At 71.5% G+C, this 17,074-nt stretch carries 16 protein-coding genes; 6 read left to right on the top strand and 10 right to left on the bottom strand.

Going from position 1 to position 17,074, the window contains the following annotated elements:
* Positions 1–37: 37 nt before the first annotated feature.
* From KME79_RS15635 to KME79_RS15595, 9 genes are all read right to left on the bottom strand, one after another.
* Positions 38–1,264 (bottom strand): enolase C-terminal domain-like protein, encoded by a 1,227-nt coding sequence (locus tag KME79_RS15635; protein ID WP_219545057.1) that lies wholly within the window; start codon positions 1,262–1,264, stop codon positions 38–40.
* Complete coding sequence (locus KME79_RS15630) at positions 1,251–4,265, bottom strand: glycoside hydrolase family 38 N-terminal domain-containing protein (RefSeq protein ID WP_219545055.1); 3,015 nt, start codon at positions 4,263–4,265, stop codon at positions 1,251–1,253. The genes KME79_RS15635 and KME79_RS15630 overlap by 14 nt, the downstream gene beginning before the upstream one ends.
* Positions 4,265–5,074 (bottom strand): carbohydrate ABC transporter permease, encoded by an 810-nt coding sequence (locus tag KME79_RS15625; protein ID WP_219545054.1) that lies wholly within the window; start codon positions 5,072–5,074, stop codon positions 4,265–4,267. Before KME79_RS15625 ends, KME79_RS15630 begins: the two co-directional genes overlap by 1 nt.
* Positions 5,071–5,898, bottom strand: a complete 828-nt coding sequence (locus KME79_RS15620; protein ID WP_148035647.1) for a carbohydrate ABC transporter permease — start codon at positions 5,896–5,898, stop codon at positions 5,071–5,073. The genes KME79_RS15625 and KME79_RS15620 overlap by 4 nt, the downstream gene beginning before the upstream one ends.
* Positions 5,898–7,148, bottom strand: a complete 1,251-nt coding sequence (locus KME79_RS15615) for an ABC transporter substrate-binding protein (RefSeq protein ID WP_219545053.1) — start codon at positions 7,146–7,148, stop codon at positions 5,898–5,900. The genes KME79_RS15620 and KME79_RS15615 overlap by 1 nt, the downstream gene beginning before the upstream one ends.
* 17 nt (positions 7,149–7,165) lie before the next feature.
* Positions 7,166–7,867, bottom strand: coding sequence for a FadR/GntR family transcriptional regulator (locus tag KME79_RS15610; RefSeq protein WP_219545052.1), 702 nt, complete (start codon positions 7,865–7,867; stop codon positions 7,166–7,168).
* Positions 7,868–7,920: 53 nt separating this feature from the next.
* Positions 7,921–8,484, bottom strand: a complete 564-nt coding sequence (locus KME79_RS15605) for a DUF305 domain-containing protein (RefSeq protein ID WP_219545051.1) — start codon at positions 8,482–8,484, stop codon at positions 7,921–7,923.
* Positions 8,485–8,736: 252 nt separating this feature from the next.
* Positions 8,737–9,978, bottom strand: a complete 1,242-nt coding sequence (locus KME79_RS15600; protein ID WP_219545050.1) for a DUF1266 domain-containing protein — start codon at positions 9,976–9,978, stop codon at positions 8,737–8,739.
* A 75-nt stretch (positions 9,979–10,053) separates the two neighbouring features.
* Complete coding sequence (locus tag KME79_RS15595; RefSeq protein ID WP_219545049.1) at positions 10,054–10,830, bottom strand: calcium-binding protein; 777 nt, start codon at positions 10,828–10,830, stop codon at positions 10,054–10,056.
* A gap of 179 nt (positions 10,831–11,009) precedes the next feature.
* On the opposite strand from KME79_RS15595, the gene KME79_RS15590 reads away from it, so the two are divergent.
* Genes KME79_RS15590 through KME79_RS44835 form a run of 4 tightly spaced genes read left to right on the top strand, consistent with a single transcriptional unit; the run spans position 11,010 to position 13,132 of the window.
* Positions 11,010–11,618: a helix-turn-helix domain-containing protein gene (locus KME79_RS15590; RefSeq protein ID WP_219545048.1), complete on the top strand. Its 609-nt coding sequence runs from the start codon at positions 11,010–11,012 to the stop codon at positions 11,616–11,618.
* Entirely contained in the window at positions 11,615–12,328 is a 714-nt protein-coding gene (locus KME79_RS15585; RefSeq protein WP_219545047.1) for an SRPBCC family protein, read from the top strand. The genes KME79_RS15590 and KME79_RS15585 overlap by 4 nt, the downstream gene beginning before the upstream one ends.
* Before the next feature lie 43 nt (positions 12,329–12,371).
* The gene (locus KME79_RS46970) at positions 12,372–12,740 is read left to right on the top strand and encodes a class I SAM-dependent DNA methyltransferase (RefSeq protein WP_308248926.1); all 369 of its coding nucleotides are present in this window, start codon (positions 12,372–12,374) and stop codon (positions 12,738–12,740) included.
* Positions 12,695–13,132, top strand: a complete 438-nt coding sequence (locus tag KME79_RS44835) for a class I SAM-dependent methyltransferase (protein WP_246639890.1) — start codon at positions 12,695–12,697, stop codon at positions 13,130–13,132. The genes KME79_RS46970 and KME79_RS44835 overlap by 46 nt, the downstream gene beginning before the upstream one ends.
* Here the strand turns inward: KME79_RS44835 and KME79_RS15575 are convergent.
* Positions 13,127–14,455: an NAD(P)/FAD-dependent oxidoreductase gene (locus tag KME79_RS15575; protein ID WP_219545046.1), complete on the bottom strand. Its 1,329-nt coding sequence runs from the start codon at positions 14,453–14,455 to the stop codon at positions 13,127–13,129. The two genes, KME79_RS44835 and KME79_RS15575, sit on opposite strands and share 6 nt — an antisense overlap.
* 88 nt (positions 14,456–14,543) lie before the next feature.
* On the opposite strand from KME79_RS15575, the gene KME79_RS15570 reads away from it, so the two are divergent.
* Positions 14,544–15,173, top strand: coding sequence for a TetR/AcrR family transcriptional regulator (locus tag KME79_RS15570; RefSeq protein WP_246639889.1), 630 nt, complete (start codon positions 14,544–14,546; stop codon positions 15,171–15,173).
* An 84-nt stretch (positions 15,174–15,257) separates the two neighbouring features.
* Complete coding sequence (locus KME79_RS15565) at positions 15,258–17,069, top strand: hydroxysqualene dehydroxylase (RefSeq protein ID WP_219545043.1); 1,812 nt, start codon at positions 15,258–15,260, stop codon at positions 17,067–17,069.
* The last annotated feature ends 5 nt before the right edge of the window (positions 17,070–17,074 follow it).

Below are 17,074 nucleotides of genomic sequence, written 5' to 3'. Positions count from 1 at the left end.
AGAGGTCCGGCTCCGCGGAAACGGCGAAGCCGGAGCGCTACAGCTCCGCCGGGACGGCCGGGTCGGCGAAGTGCTGGTTCGGCACCCGAGCGAACCAGCCGGGCCGCCCCGGGTCACGGTCGTAGGGGTAGCCGCCGTCGCGTTTGTAGAGCTCGGCGTAGCGGGCCACCCGGTCGCGGTCGAGCCGCACGCCGAGCCCCGGCCCCGACGGCACCGGGATGGCGCCTCCGGAGTAGGCCAGCTTGCCGCCCTCGATCACGTCGTCGCGGAGCTGGTGGTAGTGGGCGTCGGCGGCGTACGTGAGGTTCGGCAGCACCGCGCCGAGGTGCAGCATGGTCGCGAGCTGGATGCCCAGCTCGCCGGACGAGTGCACGGCCACGTCCACCTGGAACGTCTCGCACACCCCGGCCGCCTTCACGCACGCCCGGACGCCGCCCCAGAAGGTGGTGTCGAGCAGCACCACGTCCGCCCCGCGGCGCAGCACGTTCGCGGCGAGCTGCTCGAAGTTGACCACGACAGTGTTGGTCGCGATCGGCACCCGGACCCGCTCCCGCACCAGCCGGAGCCCCTCCAGTCCGAAGACCGGGTCCTCCAGGTAGTCGTTGTCCAGGGACTCGATGGCCTGCCCGAACCGCAGGGCCTCGGCCATCGACAGCACCGCGTTCGGGTCGTACCGGAGCCTGTCGCCGGGGAAGGCGGCGGCCAGCGCGCGGTAGCACTCCAGCTCGTAGTCCGGCGGGAACACGCCGCCCTTCAGCTTGTGGACGGTGAACCCGTGCGCCGCCTTCAGCGCCCGCGTGTGCTCGACGAGCTGCTCGGGCGTGCGCACCTCGGCGAAGCCGTCGGCGGCGTAGCGGAAGAACAGGTACGAGGCGAACGGCACCTCGTCGCGGATCCGCCCGCCCAGCAGGTCGCAGACCGCGACCCCGAGCTGCTGCCCGATGAGGTCGAGACAGGCGAACTCGATGGCGGCCAGCAGCTGGGTCCGGTTGTTGTAGAGCGACGCCGTCGGGTTGGCGATCTTGAAGCGGAGCGTCTCCAGCTGGAACGGGTCGTGGTCGCGCAGGTACGGCAGCAGGCCGCGGAACGCCGCTTCCGCGCTCTCACCGCCGCCGCCCATCTCGCCCAGCCCGACCAGCCCGTTGTCGGCCTCGACCTCGACGATCGTGCGCACGAAGCGGCCCCAGTGTGCGCCGTTGCTGTGCCGCAGCGGGGCCTCCAGCGGCACGGCGACCGTGGTGGCCCGGATGTCAACGATCTTCACAAGTCCCCCAAACCGCGGCGACCCCGCAGGCGGGGATCCGCACCTTGACCGATTCGCCCGTCACCTGGAGCGGCTCCGCCGCGCGGTCCAGCCCCGCGCTCACCCGGGCGGCACGCAGTCCGGGCAGCTCGACGGTCACCTCGACCGGCTCGGCGGCCAGCGACCGCAGCCGCACGACCCGCTCGCCGCCCGCCTGACCGAGCGAGGTGACCAGCACGTCCGGATGGTCCACCGACACGTACACGCGCGCCGGCTCGGCCGACGGAGAGGGCAGCAGCGCGCCGGTGAACGGCTCGGTCAGCCCCGCCGCGGTCAGCGCTCCCAGCCGCCTGCCCGGCACGCCCGCCGCCGAACGGACCGCGTACCGGAAGGTGGTCTCGCCCTGCTGCTGCGCGGGGAAGTTGGTGTCCCAGATGTTGTTGAGCGCCCACGAGTAGACCGTGCCCGGCTCCTCGTCCAGCGTCGGCGGGAACGGCGCGTACGGCATGTGGATGGTGCCGAGCTGCACCAGCGGCGCTTCCAGCGTGGCCCAGGCGACGGTCAGCTCGGGGTCGTCGAACGCGATCCAGTGCCGCATGGGCAGCATGTACGCGGCCGAGCCCGGCACGCTCGGCACGTCGGGGCCGCCCACGCCGCCCGTGAGCTCCCACGCGGTCGCCTCGCCGGTGGCGAACGGGAAGGCCAGGAAGACCGCCTCCTTGGCCGGGGTGCCCTGCTTGGCCAGCTGGTAGGTGAGGTCCAGCCGGGGCACGCCGTGGTGCAGTTCGACCGTGGTGCGCAGCCAGTCGACGCCCTTGCCCCGCAGCTCGACGACCAGCTTCTCGCCGACGGCGGTCCGCTGGGCCCTGACGATCGTGGCGTTGCCGGCGATGGCGCGGTCGCCGAGGAGGGTGCGGTCGTGCGCGCCGACGTGCCCGGACAGGTGGTTGAAGTGCGGCGCGGTGGCGTAGCGGTCGTAGACGTACTGGCCGAACCCGGCGGCGGCGTCCTGGTTGACCAGCTCCCGGCCGGCCTTCTTGTCGAAGACCGAGGAGATGTAGCCCTCGCGGACGTCGTAGGTCACCCGGTAGAACTCGTTCTCGATCACTCCGCCGAGGTCCGGTTCGACCGGTTCCGGCGCCTGGGTCTCGCCTCTGACGACATCCAGCCGTACGTACCCGTACCCGGGCAGGTCGGGCACCACGGCGTGGATGTGCCGCCCGATCGGCCGGGTCGGCCAGTCGTCGGGGTCCACATACTCCTCGTGGTGCGGCAGCCGCTCCCCGGTGCGCGCGTCCACCAGCGCGATCGGCACGTCCACCGCCACCACGTCCCTGGGCAGGAACGTCCGCACCACGTCGGTCCGCCGCGCGGTGCCCGGGTTGAACACCGCGAAGGCCGCGAGCGCGCCCTCTCCGGAAGCGGCGCCGGTCAGCGCGGCGGCGAAGTGGCGGGTGGCGGCCTGGAGCAGGTCCGCCGCGTCGTCCTGGGCGTCGTAGGCGCCGGACGACTTGCGCGTCCACTGCAGCTCGCCCGAGTCGCCCGCCTCCTCGGCGTCCTCCCACGGGTTGGCCGCGCCCCAGGTGTGCTCGTTGAACAGCGCCACCTTGTCGTAGGCCGCGTCCACCTGCTCGGTGGCGTCCGCCCCGGCCAGCGTGTGCAGCGTCTCGGCGGTGCGCAGCGCGGCCTGAGCCCGCCGCACGTACCCGAGCGGACGCGCCCCCGACCCGAGCCCGTCGGCCCACCAGTCGGTCCAGTCGCCCTCGTGCACGGCCAGCCGGTCGTGGTGGTGCTCGGCCACGTGATCGAAGAAGTCGCTGTTGACCGCCGACCGCAGCCGCGGCCACGCCCACTGCTCGCGCCACCGGCGGGCGATCGACGCCGGCACGATCGACGGCCCCGCGTTGTCGGCGTGCGCGCCCTGCACCCGCAGGTGCAGCACGTCCAGCTCGTACGGTTCGCGCGGCGCGTCCGGCCCCTGCCACCCGAACGTGCCGGGCCCGTACGGGTAGCCGCGCGAGGCCAGCGCGGCCAGGTAGCGCGGCAGCAGGTCGTCGGCCAGCTCGTAGGAGTCGGTCAGCCCGACCGTGTTGCCCTCCATGTACGCCATGCCGTGCGGGGTGTCGGTGAACCACACGAGCAGTTCGTTCCCGCTCGGCGCCCGCCAGCGGAACGGCCGGGTCAGCTTCTCCCCGCCGTGCAGGTACGGCACGGACCGGCCGGCCCAGTTGTGCGCCGCGGCCAGGTAGCGCACCCCGGCCGACGACAGCGCGTCGATCAGGCCGACGACCGCGCCCGGCACGTCGGTGTGCATGGCCGACCGGGTGGCGAACCCGTACGCGCGCTCCAGCCTGGTGGTGAAGCGGAGCTGGCGGTACAGCTCCTCGGTGGAGCACGCCTCGGTGTGCAGCTGGAACGGCAGCGCGGTGACCTCGATGACGCCCTCGCGGGCCAGTTCGGCGAACCGGTCGACCTGCTCGGGCGGGCGCGCGTCCAGCCACTTCAGCGCGGGCATCGACGACTCGACCGTCCACCGGAACTTCGCGTCGTCCGGCCAGGAGGCGGTCTCGTCGGCCAGCCGCACGGCCGCGTCCAGGTAGTCGAGATGGTGGCGGAGCACGGTGCCCTGCGGGTCGGTGTAGCCGATGTCGAGGTGCGAGTGGTGCACCACGAACACGGTCCACTTGCGCTGCGGCGTGACCGTCACCTGGGCGGCGCCGACCACCCCGGCGTCGTCGCGGCACTCCAGCGTCAGCGTGCGCGGCCCGTCCACCTCCGGCACCAGCAGCGTCACGTCCGTGCCTGAGGCGCTGTCGACGCCGACCAGCACGTGCGTCAGCGGCACCGTGCTGGACACCCGGACCGCCTGACGGCCGTCGTGGGTGAACAGCGGCAGCACCGCCACCCGCACCTCCAGCCCGCGCAGGTTGATCACCGGCGTCGAGGTGTCGGTGCGCAGCGCCTGGCGGATCCCGTCGTAGTCCGGGGAACCGAGGCTCCGCTGCAGCAACCGGCTCGTCATCACACACTCCCTAGAGAAAGGCCACGGGCGAACAGCCGCTGGGTGGCGAGGAACAGCACGACCGTGGGCAGCGAGACCACCAGGCCCGCCGCCAGGCCGACCGGGACCGGCGTCCCGGCGTACACGTCGGTCATCAGCCCGGCCAGGGCGGTCATGACCGGACGCACCTCGGCCGTCTGGGTGAGCGTCAGGCCGAAGATCAGGTCGTTCCAGATGAAGGTGAACTCCAGGATGAACACGGCCGCCAGCGCGCTGGTCGACAGCGGCAGGTAGATCCGCCAGAAGATGCGGAACGTGGACGCGCCGTCCATGCGGGCCGCCTCGAAGATCGAGAACGCCACCCCGGTGTAGAAGTTGCGCAGCACGAACGCGGCCAGCGGCACGTTGATCGCCGTGTAGATCAGGATCATCCCGAGGCGGCTGTCGTACAGTCCGGCGTCGCTGTAGCCGACGAAGAGCGGCACGAGCAGCATCTGCGCGGGGAAGACGGTGCCGCCGAAGATCAGCAGGAACCACCAGAACCCGTGCCGCAGCCGCAGCACCACGATCGTGTAGCCGGCCAGCGCGCCGACGAGCACGCCCAGCGCGGGCGAGACGACGCTGTAGAGCGCGGTGCTGCCCAGGCTGGCGCCCAGATCGGCGCTGTCCAGCGCGCGCAGGAAGTTGGTCACCAGCGAGAAGTCCCCCGGCGGCGCCCACGCCCGCGACGGGTCGTAGGAGTCCGCCGGCCGGGAGGCGTTCACCAGCAGCAGGTAGGTCGGCCCGAGCCAGATCAGCCCGAGCACGATCAGCACGGCACGCCGGATCATCGCACCTGCCTCCTGAGGTAGAGGTAGGACGCCAGCCCGGTCACCACGGTGAGCACGACCGCCACCGCCGAGCCGTAGCCGTAGTCGCTGGCCACGAACGTCTCCTTGTACATGGTCACCGCGAGCGTCTCGGAGTTGCGGCCCGGCCCGCCCTGCGTCAGCACCCAGACGATGTCGAACGTCTTCAGGCTCGCCACCAGCGCCAGCCCGACCACGACCGCCGTCAGCGGGCGCATCAGCGGCCAGATGATGTGCCGGAACAGCTGCCACCCGGACGCCCCGTCCAGCCTGGCCGCCTCGATCGGCTCCTTCGGGATCGACTGCAGCCCGACGACGAACAGCAGCGTGTTCACGCCGAGCTGCTGCCACGTCCACACCAGCAGCATCGCGATCGTGTTGTGCGGCGCCTCCTGCAAGAAGGCGGTGTCGACGCCGAGCAGGTTGTTGGCCACCCCGTCGTGCGACAGGATCGGGCTCCACACCAGGGCCAGCCCGGCGCCGCTGAGTGCGTACGGCAGCATGAACGGCAGCCGGTACCACCCGCCGCCCTTGATGTCGTACGAGAGCACGGCGACGAGCAGGCCCAGCCCGACCGGCAGCACCATCGTGCCGATCACCCAGATCAGCGTGTTGCGCACCGAGGTGAGCAGGACGGGGTCGTCGAGCAGCTTGACGAAGTTGGCCGGGCCGACCCACTCGGCCGGCGCGAGCCCGTCGTACCGGGTCAGGCTCAGGTACGCCGTCCACACGAACGGCGCGTAGAGCAACCCGGCGACGAGCAACGCGGCCGGCGCGACGTACCCGTACCTGAACCGCCCGAGCATCACTGGTGCGTGCTCCAGTACTCGTCGGCCTCCTTCTGGATGGTTTCCAGCACTTCCTGGAGCGTGCTCGTGTCGGTGACGAACTTGGAGAAACCGTCCAGGGCGGCGGTCAGGATGGGCGGCGGGGTGGCCTCGAAGTAGCGGTTGACCAGGCGGTACTCGCCGCTGCCGGCGTCCTTGGTGACCTGGCCGAGCGCCTCGTCGGCGATCTCCACCTTGGGGTTGGCGCTCACGTCGCCGCGGGCGGTGGCCCACTTCTCCTGCGCCTCGGCGGTGGTCCACCACTTGAGGTACTTGGCGCTGGCCGCCGGGTCGGGCGCCTCGGCGAGGGAGCAGAGCGGGCCGCTCTCGAAGATCATCGACGTCTTGGGGAGCGAGGCGTCGACGTTGGGGATGACGAAGAAGCCGTAGTCCTCGCCCGCCTTCATCTCGCGCTGGGTCATGCTCGTGTTGAACCAGGTGCCGAACGACACCATCGCCGCCTTGCCGTTCTTCAGCACGTCACCGGGGTCGGTCTTGTCGCCCGGGTTGATGAAGTAGCCGGCGTCGATGAGCTCCTTCCACTTCCGCATCACGGCGACCACACCCGGGTCGGTGTACTTGGCCTGGCCGGTGGACAGCCGGTCGTACAGGTCGGGGTCCATCCCGGCCATGAGCTGCTCGAACCAGACGAACGAGAACAGCACGCTGGTGTGGTAGAAGGCCTTGACGTCCTTCTGCTTCAGGGTGTCAGCGATCTTGACGAGGTCGTCCCAGGTCTCGGGCGGCCGCAGCCCGTGCTCGTCGAAGATCTTCTTGTTGTAGAACATGCCCCAGTACGCGACGTTCAGCGGCACGCAGTACTGCTTGCCGTCGACGGTGAAGTAGGGAGCCAGGTCCTGCGGCAGGTCGCCGTTCGCGACGGCCTCCTGCCAGATCGCGGTGGTGTCGGCGACCTGCTTCTGCTTGACGATCTCCGCCAGCATCCCCCCGGTCTGCCAGGTGAAGAGGTCGGGCTTGACGTTGGTGCGGAAGGAGGCCTTGATGAACGCCTGATACTGCGCGGAGTCGGTGTAGCCCGTGGGTTTCATGCTCAGGCCGACGGACTGCTTGGACAGGGCCCCCATCTGCTCGAAGTACTCGCTCCAGGCGCCCTTGTCGTTGTAGAGGGTCAGCTCGGTCTTCTGCTTCGGCGCCTCGGCGCCGTTCCCGCCGCAGGCGGCGAGAAGGACGGCTGCCACGCCGATCGTGGCCACTCGTGACCGGACCATGTTCCCGGCCTCCTTGATCATTCGGGGGGGTGGTGCAACCTCTGCTCGATGACCGTCTTCACGTCCACCAGGTGGGCCCGCATGCGCTCCTCGGCCGCCGCGGCGTCGCGCGCCTCGATCGCCTGGAGGATCGCCAGGTGCTCCTCGTAGTCGCGCCGGCGGTCGTCGAAGATCTGCAGGATCGCCTGCTGCTCGGCCGCGTGGACGGTGAGCAGCGAGTCGACGACCTCGTGCAGGACGGTGTTGCCCGCCATCCGGGCGGTGGCCCGGTGGAAGGTCATGTTGGCGTCGTGCAACTCGGCGTCCTGGCCGCGCAGGTGGGCCTCCGCGTCCGCGAGGACCCGCTTGAGCGCCGTGAGCTCCGCCTCGGTGCCGTGCCCGGCGGCCATCGCGGCCAGCGGCGGCTCGATGACGATGCGCGCGCCCAGCAGGTCGAGCAGCTTGGGCGCGTGCATCGCGCGCATGTTGGGGTTGGGCAGCACGAGCCGCTCGATGGCGGCGCCGACGTAGATGCCGGACCCGTGCCGCAGCTCGATCGCGCCCGTCGCCTCCAGCCTGCGCAGCGCCTCGCGCAGCGTCGGCGTGGTGACGGCGAACCGCTGGGACAGCTCTCGGGTGGAAGGCAGCCGGTCACCGGGCCGGTGCCCGCCCTCGCGGATGAGCTCCAGCATGCGCTCGGTGAGCGCGTCGGAGAGGGTGGGCCGTGCTACCTCTGACATATCAAGTGATCTAATCACTTATCCGCATACGTGTCCATGGCGGAAGCTGTTTCCTAGCCGGCGACCTCGGTGAGCAGCTGCCGCATCTGCTCGATCTGCGCCTTGCGCGACTCCTGCACCTGAGCCGCCCAGCGGGTCGCCTCGTGGTTCACCCCGTCGCGGACCTCCTGAGCGGCCATCTGGACCGCCCCGTCCTGATGGGCCAGGAGCAGCCTCAGCAGCTCCGGCTCGAACGGCTTCGCCGACCTGAGCGCGGCGATCTTCTTCCGGTCGGTCTCGGGCAGCCCGCCGTGGTGGTCGTGCGCCCCGTCGGGCGGCGTGATCGGCTGCCCCCACGCGTGCAGCCAGCGCAGCATCATCTCGACCTCGCTCTGCTGCGTGCTCACGATGGCCGCCGCCAGCGTCTTCAGCTCCTCCGTGGTCGCCCGCTCGGCGCCCACCCCGGCCATCTCGATCCCCTGCCGGTGGTGTTGCACCATCATCTGGACGAACATCACGTCGTCGGCGTTCACCGGCGGCTCACCGGCGTCGCCGGACCCGCAGGCGGCCACCAGCAGGAGCGCCAGGGCGGCGAGCCAGCGCGCCACCCCGCGGTCCCGGATCGTGCTCTCGCCCACCGGCGCTCCCCTGGCTAGGAGAAGAAACCTCCCCAGGTTTGGGCATACCAACCCGATGCGTCAAGGGACGCGCCCCGCCGCCCTCACCAGCGCAGGCCCGAGCTCAGCACGTACCCGCCGAACGGGCCGTCACCGGCCGCACGCCACCCGGCCCGCGCCGCGTACTCCGGCCCGTACGGCGGCTCCGGCCTCTTCCACACCCGGTCCAACCTGTGCGCGAGCGGCGCCGGGGGCGCGGGCCGCGGCTAACCGTCAGTGCAGGGGAACCGTGTTCCACGGGCTGTCGGGGGCGGCCAGGAGGGCGCGGTGGGCGTCCAGGACCGTGGTGTACCAGTCGCCGAACGTCTCCTCGTCGAAGTGCAGGCAGCGGCCGAGTATGTAGCCGGCCGAGAACTCCGGCCACGAACCGTACGCGGCCTGCACCGCCTTGCCCGCCCGCTCGACCGCCGCGTGCAGCTCCTGCTCGCCGGCGTACCGGGCGCCGCGGCCCCACCGGGCCACCATCGTGGCGCGGCCCAGGTCCCAGGCGGCGACGGTGCGCACGTACCCGTCGGGCGGGAGGAGGCCGTCGGCCCGGAAGCGCGACTCGTACCGCATGATCTTGCCCGCGAGCCCGCGCAGGCTCGCCGCCAGGTCGTCCAGCTCCTCGCCGGAGACCTCGTCCTGGAGCTGCGAGCGGATGCTCTGCTCGACGCAGTCGCGCCACACCACCGGGTCGACGCGCCGCTCGCCCGTCTCCTGGGCCAGCCAGAGCCGGGCGCCGAGCACGTAGTCCCACACCCACGGGCTGAGCTCGGCGGCGAGCAGCAGCTCCGTGGTGTCCAGCCAGCTGTCGTGGCCGTCGATCCCCCAGCTTCCGGCCAGCCGCTCGACCTCGCTGCTGTAGCCGGCGCCGTGCCAGTCCAGCGTGTTCCAGGCGTCGCCGTTGCCGTAACACAGGTGGGCCCCGCAGGCGAGGCCGCGCAGCAGGCCCTCGTCGTGCGGCATGCCGGTGCGGCGGGTCTCGATGCGGTCGCAGGTGCCGTCGGGCTCGAACAGCTCGTCGTGCAGCCCGAGCCAGGTCTCCCGCTCGTCCTCCCCGGCCAGGAACGCCCGCGCGCACGGCGTCGCCCCGTTGACCAGGAGGACGCGTACGTCCCGCGGCCAGAGCGAGATCAGGCCCCGCAGCGTGATGAACTCGTACACCACGTCGGGATGCGGCCGGGGCAGCACGCCCACCGTGTACACCTGCACGAGCCGGCGTCCGTCCGGCAGCGTGGTCACGTGCAGCGGCGCGGCGCCGTCGCTGCCCACGGCCTGCCCGAGAGCCACCGGCCGGTAGAGCCCCTCCGCCGCGACGATCCTCAGGTAGGCCAGGTGCGCCTCGTCGCCGCCGTCGCGGCACAGCTCGTACAGCCGCTGCTCCCTGAGCGCGGGCGCGAGCCACCGTTCCCCTGCCGGTGGGTCGTCCATGCTCGGGAGCACCTCGTCGTGCGTCTCGTCCTGGGGAGGCATGGGCGAAATATAGCGACTTAATGGATCATGTGACGAAGCCCGGCACGGGAGTTCTCGTGCCGGGCTCCGGGTTCTCTACTTGGAGACGGTCTCGCAGGACACCGGGGCGTCCGCCTGGTCGGCGAACGCCCGGTCGGTGCCGGTGCCGCAGTCGACCAGGGTGTCCTTGGTGCCCTGGACGTCGCGGGCGTCGATCACGTCGTCGCCGCCCTTGCCGTCGAGGGTGTCCGCGCCCTGGTCGCCGATCAGCGTGTCGGCGCCCGAGTGCCCGATCAGCGTGTCGGCGCCGACGGTGCCGCGGACGGTCTCCACGTCGGAGGCGACGTTGTCGAGGTCGACGCCGGGCCGGCCGTCGTCCGCGGCGCCGTTCTTGCTCACCTTCACGGGAGTGCCGCTGGAGCCGTAGTCGACGGTGTCGGCGCCGCCGCCGCCCACGTAGGTCAGACCGGTGCCGCGGAAGCCGCGCCCGGCGAGGAAGACGTCGCCGCCCGTGCCGCCGTCCACGGTCCCCCGCACGCCGACCAGCGACGAGAAGCGGTCGTTGCCCGCACCCAGGGCGGCGTTGACCGTGGTGACGCCGGAGCCGCAGTTCACCTCGTTGGCGGAGACCGTGGTGCAGCCGGTCCCGGCGACGACCGCGCCGAACACGTGCAGCCGGCCGCTCACCTCCTGGAGGGTCACGTTGTCGGCCCTGGCGATGTTCGGTGCCGTGATGGTCACGGTGACGCCGCTCCTGGTGACTGTCGGCTCACCGGCGACGGCGTTGCCCGCGGCGGGCGTCGCGGCCAGCACGCCGGCCGCCAGGCCGCCGAGCAGGGACACGCGAGCCACGCCACGCTTGATGCTGTTCATGGATTTCACCCCGTATGAGATCTCCGGCGGCGATCGGTCGAGCGCCGCTCGTGTTCGTCCCCTACGGTGCGGCAGCGGCCTGCTCAGTACCGTGCATAACTCCACGTATCAGGCGCAATCGCGAAAAAATGCACACTCACCAATTGACAGAAAAAACTGTCCAATGGTTTCATCGCCGTATGGCAGCCACCGAGATGTCGCTCATGGACGAGCCCGAGCGCCTGCGCGTCGCCCTGACCCCCATCCGCAGGCAGCTCCTCGCCCGCCTGCGCGAGCCCGCGTCGGCGGTGCAGCTCGCGGCCGAGCTCGACATGCCGCGCCAGCGGGTCGGCTACCACCTGAAGGTGCTGGAGCAGGAGGAGCTGGTCGAGCTCGTCGAGGAGCGCCGCCGCCGCGGCTGCGTCGAGCGCGTCATGCGCGCCACCGCCAAGGCCTTCCTCGTCGACCCCGGCGTGCTCGGCTCCCCCGCCGAGCCGTCCGAGATCGACGCCGGTTTCGCCCGCATCGCCGACCGGCACGCCGCCGAGCACCTGGTCGAGGTCGCCGCGGGCACCGTACGCGACGTCACCCGGATGGCCGCGGAGGCCGACCGGCAGGGCGTCCGCCTGCTGACCTTCACGCTGGAGGCCGAGGTGCGCTTCGCCGAGCCCGGCGACGTGCACCGCTTCACCGACGAGCTGGCGGAGGCCGTCTCCCGCGTCGCGGCCCGCTACGACACCGCCGGCGGCAGGCCCTACCGCCTCACCGCCGGCGGCCATCCCACCCCACACAAGGAGCCAGGCAGATGACGGAAGAGCGGTTCACCGTCGAGGTCACCATCTCCGCGCCGGTCGCGGAGGTGTGGCGCGCGTTGCGCGACCCGGAGCAGATCCGGCGCTGGCACGGCTGGCACTTCGACGGCCTCGACAAGGAGATCGACTTCATCTACGCCGAGCACGTCACCGAATCGCCGCAGGAACACTGGATGGAGGTCCAGGGCGGCGACAGGTTCGAGCTGACCGACGCCGGCGAGGGCCGCACCCACCTGCGCATGACCCGCGCCCCGCTCAGCGGCGACACCGAGTGGGACGCCTACTACGACGACGTCAACGAGGGCTGGGTCACCTTCATCCACCAGCTCAAGTTCGCCCTGGAGCGCCACCCCGGCGCCGACCGGCGCACCGTCTTCCTCTCGGGCCACGGCACCACTCCGCCGCTGGCCGCCGCCGGCCTCGACGCGCTCGCGGGCCTCGCCCCCGGCACCCCGTACGAGCACGCGGCCCCCACCGGCGAGCCGCTCGCGGGCACGGTCTGGTTCCGCTCCGACCACCAGCTCGGCCTCACCGTGGACGGCTGGGGCGACGGTCTCCTCGTGGTCGCCCACACCCCGCCGGTCCCGGTCCACCCCGAGGGCGTCGCCATGATGATCCTGACCACGTACGGGCGGACCGACGAGGAGTTCGCGGACCTGGAGGCGCGCTGGAACGCCTGGTGGAGCCGGTCCATCCCGGCCGCCTGAACGCCGCGCGGAAACTGTCGGCGCCCGCTGCGAGACTGCGCGGGTGCCGACACCCGATCTCGCTCCCATCTCGACTTACTGGGACTCATCAGCCGACGCCTTCGACCAGGAGCCCGACCACGGTCTCCGCAGCCCGCACGTCCGCGCGGCCTGGTGGCTGAGGCTCACCCAGTGGCTGCCCAGCGCGGCCTCCGACATCCTCGACCTGGGCTGCGGCACGGGCTCGCTGACCCTCCTCCTGGCCCGGCAGGGCCACCGCCCCACGGGCGTCGACCTCTCCCCGCGCATGATCGACCAGGCCCGCCTGAAGCTGGAGCAGGCGGGTTTCGGCGTGCCCCTGCACGTCGGCGACGCCGCCGACCCTCCGTGGAGGCCGGCGCGCGTTACGACGCGATCCTCGTACGCCATCTGATGTGGACCCTGCCCGCGCCCGAGGACGCGCTGCGCCGCTGGCTGGGGCTGCTCCGGCCGGGCGGCCGGCTGGTGCTGGTCGAAGGCCGCTGGGACGCCCCCGGGCAGACCCCGTACGCGTCGCCGTCGCCCCCGCTGCCCTGGCTCGGCGGCGTCCCCGCCGACCGGCTCGCCCAGGCGCTCGCCCCGATCGCCCGGGTGGTCCACCACGAGCAGCTCACCGACCCGGCCCTGTGGGGCCGCCCGATCAGCGACGAACGCTACGTGCTGATCGCCCACCCCTCACAGAGCGGGGCCGAGCCGACCACCACCGGACACCCTTCACAAGCCGGGACTCAACCCACCACCACCGGACGACCGGTCAGCGCGTCGGACCCCGCCGGGCGGTCATGAGGCGGGGCGGAGCAGCCGCCTGGCCTCGTCGTGATGCCCGGCGATCTCCCGCAGCGTCTCGGCCGTCGCCTTCAGCACGGCCAGGCGGGAGCGCGGGTTGTCGCGCAGGGCGCGGGCGACCGCCTTGATCATGCCGCCCATGGCCAGCGTCTCGCGCGGGTCGCGGATCCTGGAGTAGACCTCCAGGATCCGCCGGACCCCGCCGGGCCCCTCGGTCAGCCCTCGCAGCAGCTCTATCTGCACGTACGCGAGCCCGTCGCCGCGCCCGAGCAGGTTCGTCCAGTGATACATGATCAGGCACTGCGCGTCACGCGACCGTTCCCAGGCCCGGGTCGCCTCGTCGACGGCCGCCGCGTCGTCCACCACGCCCGCGACCCGCTCGCCCAGCAGCCTCCCGAACCTGAGGGCGTCGCGGATGCCCTGCGCCGTCACCGGATCCTTGAAGTGCCCCGCGTCGCCGACCAGCGCCCAGCCGGGCCCCGCCGAGGTCCGGAAGTACGACGGATGCGCCGCCGAGCTGACGATCTTCGTCGCCTTCGTACACCCCTCAAGGCGCTTGGCCAGCCCCGGCACCAAGCCCACGGTACGGGCGAACTCCGCCTCCAGGTCGCCCCTGAAGTCGGCGGCCCGCTCGGCCGGCGGCATCAGCAGCACCATCGTCAGCCCGCCGTCGCACGGGAAGGCGTTGCCCAGCTCCCGCCCGGTCAGCCACATCGCCGCGGTCGTGCGCCACTCCTCCCGCGGGTCCTCGTAGTACGCGTAGTAGCAGGCCCGGCCGTTGGCGTGGAACGCGCGCGGCCGCTCGGCGCCCGCCAGCCGGGCGACGGTGGAGCGGCGCCCGTCGGCGCCGACGACCAGGTTGGCGCGCACCTCGTACTCCCGGCCGCCGCGCTCGCTGACCTTGACGCCCACGGCCCGGCCGCCCTCCCACAGGAGGTCGACGACGCGGTGACCTTCCCTGACCTCGGCGCCGGCCTCGCGGGCCGTCTCGACCAGGGCCGCGTCCAGCGCGGTCCGCCGCACGCACAGCCCGTAGTCGATGCCGTCGATCGCGGTGTAGCGGCCGGAGGCGGCATGGCCCGGGCCGCCGACGAAGGCGCGGGAGAGCTTGGGCGCGCCGATCTTCTCCACGCGTTCCAGGGCGCCGACCCTGGATAACTCGGCGACCCCCGACGCGAAGAGCAGATGGGTGGAGACCGTGGTGGAGGGGAACCGCGCCGGGTCCACGACGATCACCTTGCATCCGCGCCGCGCCAGGGCTGCCGCGGTGGACGAACCCGCGCAGCGTGCTCCGGCGATGACGACGTCCGCATGCTCTGGCATCGGGCCTCCTGACGCGCTAACCGACTCTAGTGTCGGTTTTATGCCCGCAGCGGCGCGGCGTCAACGGGTCGGGGGTAGGCTGCCGGGCATGGCGATCCAGGAGCCGAAGAAACGCATGCGGGGCTCGGCCCGTCGGGCCCGCATCACCGAGGCGGCTCTGGAGGTCTTCGCCGCCCGCGGCTACCACGCCACCGCCATGGAAGAGATCGCGGCCGCGGCCGGGGTGACCCGCTCGGTCCTCTACGACCACTTCCCGTCCAAGCGGGTGCTGCTCATCACGGTCCTGCAGGAACAGAACGCGCGCCTGGTCGAACACATCGGCGCCCGCATCACCGGCACCGGCTCTCCCGGCCGCCGGCTGCGCGCCACGCTCGACGCCTACTTCAGCTTCTCCGAGGACTGGCCGGCCGCGCGCCGCCTGCTGTTCGACCACACCGACGAGGACGACCCGGAGATCAAGGCCGTGCGCTGGGGCATCCGCGAGGCCCGCACCCGCTCGGTCGCCGTCATGCTCGGCCGCGACCTGCGCAACCTCGGCCTCGATCCCGACACCGACGCGGCCCACGCCGTGGTCGAGCTGCTCATCTCCGGCACCGACGGCCTCGCCCAGTGGTGGGCGAGAAACCCGCAGATGCCGCGCGAGCAACTCGTCGACGCCGCCATGCTCGTGCTGTGGAACGGTCTCTCCCACACACCCGGGCGCACATCCGCGTCTTGACAAGAGTGATCCACGCGTTCATCGTCTCGCCTAGCTGAACCAACAGCTGTGTCGGTTAGCTAGACGGTGAGCGGAGGCCGCACCATGGCAGAGCAGGAGACCCGGGACAACGGTCAGGGCGGGATCAACCGGCGGAGGTTCGTCACCGGCGCGCTGGCCGCGACAGCAGGAGCGGCGGCCGGGCCGTTATGGGGCGCCGAAGGCGCCAGAGCGGCCGCCCCCGCCCTGCTCAAGAGCAGTGTCACCGGCCGCAACGTGGCGATCTTCGGCGCCGGCATGGGCGGCCTGAGCACCGCCCATGAGCTGGCCGAGCGCGGCTTCCAGGTCACGGTGTACGAGCGCAAGGTCCTCGGCGGCAAGTCCAGGAGCATCCCGGTGCCGGGCACCGCCACCGGGGGGCGCAAGGACCTGCCCGGCGAGCACGGCTTCCGGTTCTTCCCCGGTTTCTACCAGAACCTGCCGGACACGATGAGCCGCATCCCGTTCGGCTCGGGCACCGTGCGCGACAACCTGGTGGCCGCCAGCCTCACGGCCATCGCCTACCGGAAGAAGTTCCTGCGCGTCCCCATCCCCAGCGAACTGAGCAACGGGCTCACCCCGGAGGTCATCCAGGACTTCTTACGGAGCGCGATCATCGCGGGCACCACCATCCCGCTCACGCAGATCAACTTCTTCCTGTCGAAGATGATCACGTTTATCACCAGCGGCCCCCGCCGGAAGCTCGGCCAGTGGGAGAACATGAGCTTCTCCGACTTCACCAAGTCCGAAATCATGTCGGTCGAGTACCGCGAGCTGCTGACCAGGATGTTCACCGCCTCCCTGGTGGCCGCCCAGCCCGACAGGGCCAACACCCGCACGATCGCGATGATGTTCGAGGCGCTCCTCTACAGCGGCCTCGGGCTCGGCCCGTACGGCCCGCCCGACCAGGTGCTCAACGGCCCGTCCAACGACGTGTGGATCAACCCCTGGATCGACTACCTGACCGGGCTCGGCGTCCAGTTCAAGGTCGGCTGGTCCGCCACCGGCTTCGACCACTCCGGCGGGCGGATCACCGGCGCGCGGGTGACCGACCCCACCGGCGCCGCCGGCACCGTCACCGCCGACCACTACGTGGCCGCGATGCCGATCGAGCGGGTCATGCCGCTCCTGTCGTCCTCCATGAAGTCCGCCGACCCCCAGCTGGCCCGCCTGAGCCACCTGGAGACGGACTGGATGAACGGCGTCATGATCTACCTCAAGCAGCCCACGCCGATCGTCGAGGGCCACCTGGTCTACGCCGGCACCCCGTGGGCGCTCACCTCGATCAGCCAGGCGCAGTTCTGGACGACCGACTTCCCCGCCGCCTACGGAGACGGCGTGGCCAAGGACTGCCTGTCGATCGACCTGTCCGACTGGAACAGTCCGGGCATCCTGTTCGGGAAGACCGCCAAGCAGTGCACCCGCCCGGAGATCGTCCAGGAGGTGCTGGCCCAGATCCGCGCCGTCACCCCCAACGGCAACCAGTTGCTGCCGGACTCGCTCGTACACAGCTGGTTCGTCGACCCCGCGATCAGCGGCGAGGGCACCCCCGCGGTGGCCAACGACGAGCCGCTGCTCATCAACTCCCCGAGCTCCTGGGCGAACCGTCCCGAGGCCACCACCCGGATCCCGAACTTCTACCTGGCCGCCGACTACGTCCGCAACAACATCAACCTGGCGACCATGGAGGGCGGCAACGAGGCCGGCCGCAAGACCGCCAACGCCATCCTCGACGCCGCAGGCTCCTCGGCGACCAAGGCCAGGCTGTACGACCTCTACCTGCCGAAGGAGTTCAAGTCCCTCTACGACCTGGACGACATCCGCTACCAGCTGGGCCTGCCGAACAAGTTCGACATCCTCGCCCCGTACTGGCCGTGAGACCT

Origin of the sequence: Nonomuraea harbinensis (assembly GCF_019396385.1) — a bacterium.
GTDB lineage: Bacteria > Actinomycetota > Actinomycetes > Streptosporangiales > Streptosporangiaceae > Nonomuraea > Nonomuraea ferruginea.
Note: the sequence above shows the minus strand (reverse complement) of the source record. Positions and strands in the feature narration are given on the sequence as shown.